The organism is Clostridium sp. 1001270J_160509_D11 (genome assembly GCF_015667935.1).
Taxonomy (GTDB): Bacteria; Bacillota; Clostridia; order Peptostreptococcales; family Peptostreptococcaceae; genus Intestinibacter.
Genome location: NZ_JADPET010000019.1, coordinates 21,593 through 27,592, shown reverse-complemented (window position 1 = coordinate 27,592; position 6,000 = coordinate 21,593). Strand labels below are relative to the sequence as shown.

Genomic DNA, 6,000 nt, shown 5'->3' with positions numbered 1-6,000 from the left:
ATTAATGTTGACTAATGGTGTAGAAACATCTCGTGCGGAAGACAGTGTTTTAAGAGTTTGTACTTCTCGTGGATACACCACGAATATATTCGCAATAGCTTTTCTTATATTTACAGTTTATATTTTGCCTTGTCACTCAGGTGTGTGTTATGTGTTTTGTGTTTTTGTGTTTTGTGTTTTTAAGACTCTTTAAAATATTTTAAATGAAGTTTGAAAAAATGTAAATAGTATTTTATTGTCAAAATTAATTATAATTACATTTTTTCAACTTCTGGATATTCAACTCCAAAAGTTTCTACTGTCATAGATTTTATTCTTTGGTCATCAAGTGGTTTATCCATTCTATTTACTCTAACTGATGCTATTTTATCAACAACATCTAAACCTTCTATTACTCTACCGAATGCAGCGTATTCTCCATCTAAGTGTGGAGCTCTTGCATGCATTATAAAGAATTGAGAACCTGCACTGTTTGGTTGCATAGTTCTAGCCATTGATAAAACACCTTTTTCATGTTTTAAGTTATTTGTGAATCCATTGCTTGCGAATTCTCCAGCTATAGAGTATCCTGGTCCACCCATTCCGTTTCCATTAGGGCAACCACCTTGTATCATAAATCCTTTTATAACTCTGTGGAATATTATTCCGTCATAGTATCCACTGTTTACTAAGCTTATAAAGTTGTTTACTGTATTAGGAGCTATATGTGGGTATAATTCAGCTACCATTTTATCTCCATTTTCCATTTCTATTGTAACTATAGGGTTTTTATTTTCCATATTGATTACTTCCTTTCATTTGTTCATTTTCATATCTTATTATATAACATTTTATTGAAAAATAAATCTTAAATTTATCCATTCTAATTTATAATAATTTTTATTTTTTAAGTGTATATGAACAATTCCAATTTTTTCTATAATTAAGTTTGTAATAAGTTCAAATCAAATTCTAAACCCATCTCATATCCCTCTTTATATAGTTTTGAACAAAACTCAGGTGAAAAGTTTAATAAATCTTTATTATCTATTTCTGCTTTCGGTGATATAATTATAACTTTATTTGAGTCTATTTTTTGCATTACTTTTCGTGGTAATTCAAAATTATGCCTTGTGGATATTATTAGGACTTTATCCACATTATCCTCAATTAATGGATCGATATATGTATTTCGTGCCATACCTCCATCTAAATTAAATCCATCAAATTTACCTTTTTCAATATACTGTTTAACTTCTTGAATCGAAAATAGCCCTTTTTCTTGATTATAAGGCAATGCACAGCTATATTTTATATAATTTACTCTATCTTTATGGTTAAGTTTTGATATATCTACAATAATTTCTTTACCAGATTTGTTTCTGACTTGAAGATAATTAATGTAAAAACTCGAATTTTCTCGAATTTTGTAGTCTTTTAGTTCGTATAATTTTTTTATATCTCTACTATTATCAATAATGTTATCAACAGAATTAAAACATTTTCCAGCATTATTTTCTCCACTTATCCACATTTTTTTCATTTTATCCACATTTCCTGTGTATAAGTAGTATCCATTGATTGCTCCAATTGATGTGCAGGCATATGAATCATATCTTTTAAGTCCCCTATTATATAGTGATTCCAACACTCCAGCCTGAAAGGCACCCTTTGCCCCTCCTCCTGGTAGACACACTCCTATTGTCATATTTATTCCCCCTATTCTACCTTATAAACTAAATATTTTTATGATAAAGTTTAAGGGATGTGTATTATATAAATACCATCCCTTAAATCTTATTCTTTAATTAAATCTATTGTAGTATATTCTTTATTTATTGTCTTAATTCCTTGATTATCAAACGCTATTGTAACATCTGGCCCTTTTAATGCTACTACTGTACCTGTTCCGAATTTTGGATGGTGTACTTTACTTCCTAATTTTATATTATCTATATCTGATACATCAGTTTTTTCTTTTATAGTTGCTTGTGCTTTTTTCGCTATTTCTGCTTTATTGACAGAGTTCATATACTTTTTAGTGTATTTATCAAGCATATTATAGCTAGCTTTTGAGTATGGTATTTCTTTTTGAACTCTATTTAATCTTTCTATACAGTCATCTGGTAATTCTTCAATAAATCTAGATGCAACAGAGTGATTAGTTCTTCCATATAGAGTTCTCTTTCCAGTCATAGTCATAAATAACTCTTCTTTTGCTCTTGTTATTCCAACATAACAAAGTCTTCTTTCTTCTTCTATTTGAGTATCTTGCATAGATGCAATCGCTCTTGCTATAGGGAATAGTTTTTCTTCCATACCTGTTAAAAATACAACCGGGAATTCAAGCCCTTTTGCTGAATGTATAGTCATTAATGATACTCTATCTGCATGTTCCTCTTCTTCATTTGGTTCAGAAGTTAAAGCAACATTTGTTAGGAAAGATTCTAAACTAACATCTTCGTTTTTGCTTTCAAATTCCATAGCTACAGATATAAATTCTTTTAAGTTTTCTATTCTATCCTGAGATTCTTCACTTTTGTCTTTTTCTAATTCATCTAAATATCCTGTTATATCCATAACTTTTTCTATCATTTTACTTGCTGGATATATTTCTTTAAGACTTCTAAATGTCGACATCATATCTACAAAATCATTTATACTAGCTTTTGCTTTTCTTGATATATCTGAGTTTCCATCGATATCTATTAGTACTGAATATAAACTTTCTTCCTTTAAGCTGGCTCTATCTTCTATTTTTTCTATAGTTCTAAGCCCTATTCCCCTTCTAGGAACGTTTATTATTCTTTTTAGAGATATATCATCTTGTGGATTTTGGATAACTCTTAAATAAGCTACCATATCCTTTATTTCTTTTCTTTCATAGAACTTTGTTCCACCGTAGATATTGTATGGAATTTGGCTTCTATTTAAGGCATCTTCCACTGGTCTTGCTTGTGCATTGGCTCTATATAAAACAGCAAAATCTTTATATTGTCTTTCTCCTGCTCTAACCATAGCTGAAATTGTATTAGCTACAAATTCTGCCTCATCGACTTCGCTTTCTGATAGTTGAATTTTTATTAATTCCCCTTCTTTCTTTTCACTCCAAAGTCTTTTTCTTTTTCTTTCTATGTTGTTTTTAATTAGATAATTTGCCGCATCAAGTATAATTTGAGTAGATCTATAGTTTTGTTCTAGTTTTATTACATGAACATCATCATAATCTCTTTCAAATTCAAGTATATTCCTTATATCGGCACCTCTCCACCCATATATACTTTGGTCATCATCCCCAACTACGCATATATTTTGGTGTCCTTGTGCAAGTAATCTAACAAGTTCATATTGTGCCCTACTTGTATCTTGATACTCATCTACCATTATATATCTAAATCTATTTCTATAGAAATCTAATACATCCTCATGTTCTCTAAAAAGTTCTACTGTCTTTGAGATTAAGTCATCAAAGTCAAGTGCACTATTTCTTTTTAGACGGTCTTGATATAGTGCGTACACATCTGCAATTTTTGATTTTGCAAAATCACCTTGATATTTCTCCTTAAATTGTTTTGGATTTATAAGTTTATCTTTCGCATTTGATATAACACTTATTATATATTTAGGATCCATAGCCTTTTCGCTATAATTTAATTCTCTTAGACAGTCTTTTACAAGAGTAACTTGGTCTGCACTATCGTATATAACGAAACTTCTATTGTATCCTATTTTATTTATAGATTTTCTAAGTATTCTAACACAACAAGAGTGGAAAGTTGTAATCCACATTGCACTAGTATCTTCATCTTTTAATGTTTCATCTACCCTTTCCCTCATCTCATTAGCTGCTTTATTTGTAAAAGTTATAGCTAAAATATTTTCAGCTTTTACCTTTTTTTCTTGCATTAAATATCCTATTCTAGTAGTTAAAACTCTAGTTTTTCCTGAACCTGCTCCAGCAAGGATTAATATCGGCCCTTCTGTTTGCTCAACAGCTTCCCTCTGTGCAGGGTTCAGCATTTTAATTGTTTCTAAAATCATTATTTGCCTCCGTTTCTAATAAATCTATTATTTAGAGTATAGACATATTTTAGACCATCTAATAAATAAATGAAAGATATTTAGTCCAAAAAATTTAGTTCAAAATAAAAAATATCCTTCAAACATCAATAAAACATGACTGTTTAAAGGATATATTTTTTTAATATATTTATTATCTATATTTTTTCACTTAACTTATCAAAAATTGACTCATTGTAATAATCAATTTTTCTGTCATTATCAAGTAAACCAGCAAGTATATGTATTGTTCCATGTTGTAACCCCAAAGTCTTACTTATAGGTCCTTGTAAAATTTTTATGTATTGTATTTTTTTATATTTAATTATATTTATACTTTTTGAAAATTTACCAGAAACAATTGATACAAAATCATCATCTAGAAAAATCCCTGCTGTTTTATATTTCATAATATAAAACACTAATAAAAATACTACTAATATTAAATTTCCAATCAATATTACTTGCATATTTGTAAATAAATTTAATTCGTAGATTACAAATACTATTAAATCTACAATACCCATTATTATAAGTGATTTTATAAGGCTTATTAGTAAGGTTTTCTTTGATTGTTTTTCAAAGTTAAAATCTATCTTTAAATTAAACTCTGGCAACAATAAATTAAATCGTTCTACCAACATATCCTTACTTTCAAATAGAATTATTTGTGATACTTCATCTTCATCATTCCCTACACCAACCACACTTATATCTACTTTATACTTGTTGAAAATTCTAGATAAAATAGTTTGATTTATATTTATCGCATTTATTCTATCAACTGGTATAGAATATTCCGATTTTGTGAAAAGCCCATAGTTTAAGTAAATTTTATCATTCTTTCTAAGAGATTTAAAATTATAGTATTTAATATAATCACCAAATAAATTTTTAAATATAGAACCGAAATTTGCTATTATTATGATACTTTGTATTATAATACTTTTTAGTGTATGATCCTCTTGATTTATTCCATATATAAATACTCCAATAAAAACTGCTATATTGATTAGCAATTCAATTATTCCAATATTGTAAAAACAGTGTTTTAAGATATCTCCATTTGAATAATTTATATCGTAATCTATATATTCATCATAATCCTCAACTTCATAATACATATTTTCTAAACTTTCTTGACTATCTTCATTTCCTTTTGATTTGTTTATAGACTGCATTATGCGCTTCTTAAATTCATTTGCTATATCTTTTTTGAGTACAATTTCTATATCAGTTTCATCTGCTGTAGAACGGCTATCAGTATCTATTTTTACTTTACATGTAGATATAATTCTTTCAAATATATTTTGTTCTATATTTATATTTGCAATATTTTTTATTCCAAAAGTATTTATCTTTTTATTTATAGTATTTCTTTCTAATACAATAGTACCATCTTGTATACTTATATATGTTTTTCTCCATACTAAGAAATTATAAATTGCATCTAATATTAATATTGCTGTACCTATCAAAAGTATGATATTCCCTTGAAATTTTCCTGTTTCTAATATATCAACTACATCATCTATATTTGATATAAAGATTATTATAAAAAATGATAAAACCCCTGCGACTTTTTCTAAAATAATACTTGGATGGCATCTAAATTTACTCTCCATAATTTCAACACCTTCCTATAAATTACTTCCCGATTTTGAACTTTTATTTATATCTTCTAATTTTTTACTTTTTTGACTTATAGATATTTCATTAATTTTATTTTTTAATGATTCTGCTATAAAATCTGCCTTATCATCTTCTAAAAAAGATATATTTATATCTCCTCCAGCTGTAGTTACTTTCGTATCTAACCTTTGGAGACACTAGCAAATATATTAAATCCAAAATAATTAAACCTAGTATTATATACTGAATTATCATAGGTATAATACCTTTAAAAAACCACCCTATAACAGCTAAAATTGTACTAGCTATTATAAACTGAATAAGCGTTCC

Annotated in this window: 5 protein-coding genes; 1 reads left to right on the top strand and 4 read right to left on the bottom strand. The window is 27.8% G+C overall.

The window, feature by feature from the left end; genetic code table 11:
* Window positions 1–193 (top strand): hypothetical protein (locus I4U58_RS14075; RefSeq protein ID WP_347708158.1); only part of this gene is annotated, 193 nt, incomplete at its 5' end.
* 61 nt (window positions 194–254) lie between these two features.
* On the opposite strand, the gene I4U58_RS03515 is transcribed toward I4U58_RS14075, so the two are convergent.
* The 4 genes from I4U58_RS03515 to I4U58_RS03500 all read right to left on the bottom strand — a co-directional run bounded on the left by I4U58_RS03515 (window position 255) and on the right by I4U58_RS03500 (window position 5,663).
* On the bottom strand, window positions 255–779 hold the full coding sequence (locus tag I4U58_RS03515) for a peptidylprolyl isomerase (protein WP_195929660.1): 525 nt from the start codon (window positions 777–779) through the stop codon (window positions 255–257).
* Between the two features lie 143 nt (window positions 780–922).
* On the bottom strand, window positions 923–1,687 hold the full coding sequence (locus I4U58_RS03510; protein WP_195929659.1) for a patatin-like phospholipase family protein: 765 nt from the start codon (window positions 1,685–1,687) through the stop codon (window positions 923–925).
* A gap of 89 nt (window positions 1,688–1,776) precedes the next feature.
* A complete protein-coding gene (locus I4U58_RS03505; RefSeq protein WP_195929658.1) occupies window positions 1,777–4,020 on the bottom strand; it encodes a UvrD-helicase domain-containing protein in 2,244 nt (747 codons plus the stop codon).
* Window positions 4,021–4,196: 176 nt separating this feature from the next.
* The gene (locus tag I4U58_RS03500) at window positions 4,197–5,663 is read right to left on the bottom strand and encodes a PH domain-containing protein (protein ID WP_195929657.1); all 1,467 of its coding nucleotides are present in this window, start codon (window positions 5,661–5,663) and stop codon (window positions 4,197–4,199) included.
* Window positions 5,664–6,000: the final 337 nt, after the last annotated feature.

Excerpts from the sequence above, each read along its gene's own strand:
- I4U58_RS03515 (WP_195929660.1), bottom strand. The coding sequence starts at position 779 with ATGGAAAATAAAAACCCTATAGTTACAATAGAAATGGAAAATGGAGAT.
- I4U58_RS03510 (WP_195929659.1), bottom strand. The coding sequence starts at position 1,687 with ATGACAATAGGAGTGTGTCTACCAGGAGGAGGGGCAAAGGGTGCCTTT.
- I4U58_RS03505 (WP_195929658.1), bottom strand. The coding sequence starts at position 4,020 with ATGATTTTAGAAACAATTAAAATGCTGAACCCTGCACAGAGGGAAGCT.
- I4U58_RS03500 (WP_195929657.1), bottom strand. The coding sequence starts at position 5,663 with ATGGAGAGTAAATTTAGATGCCATCCAAGTATTATTTTAGAAAAAGTC.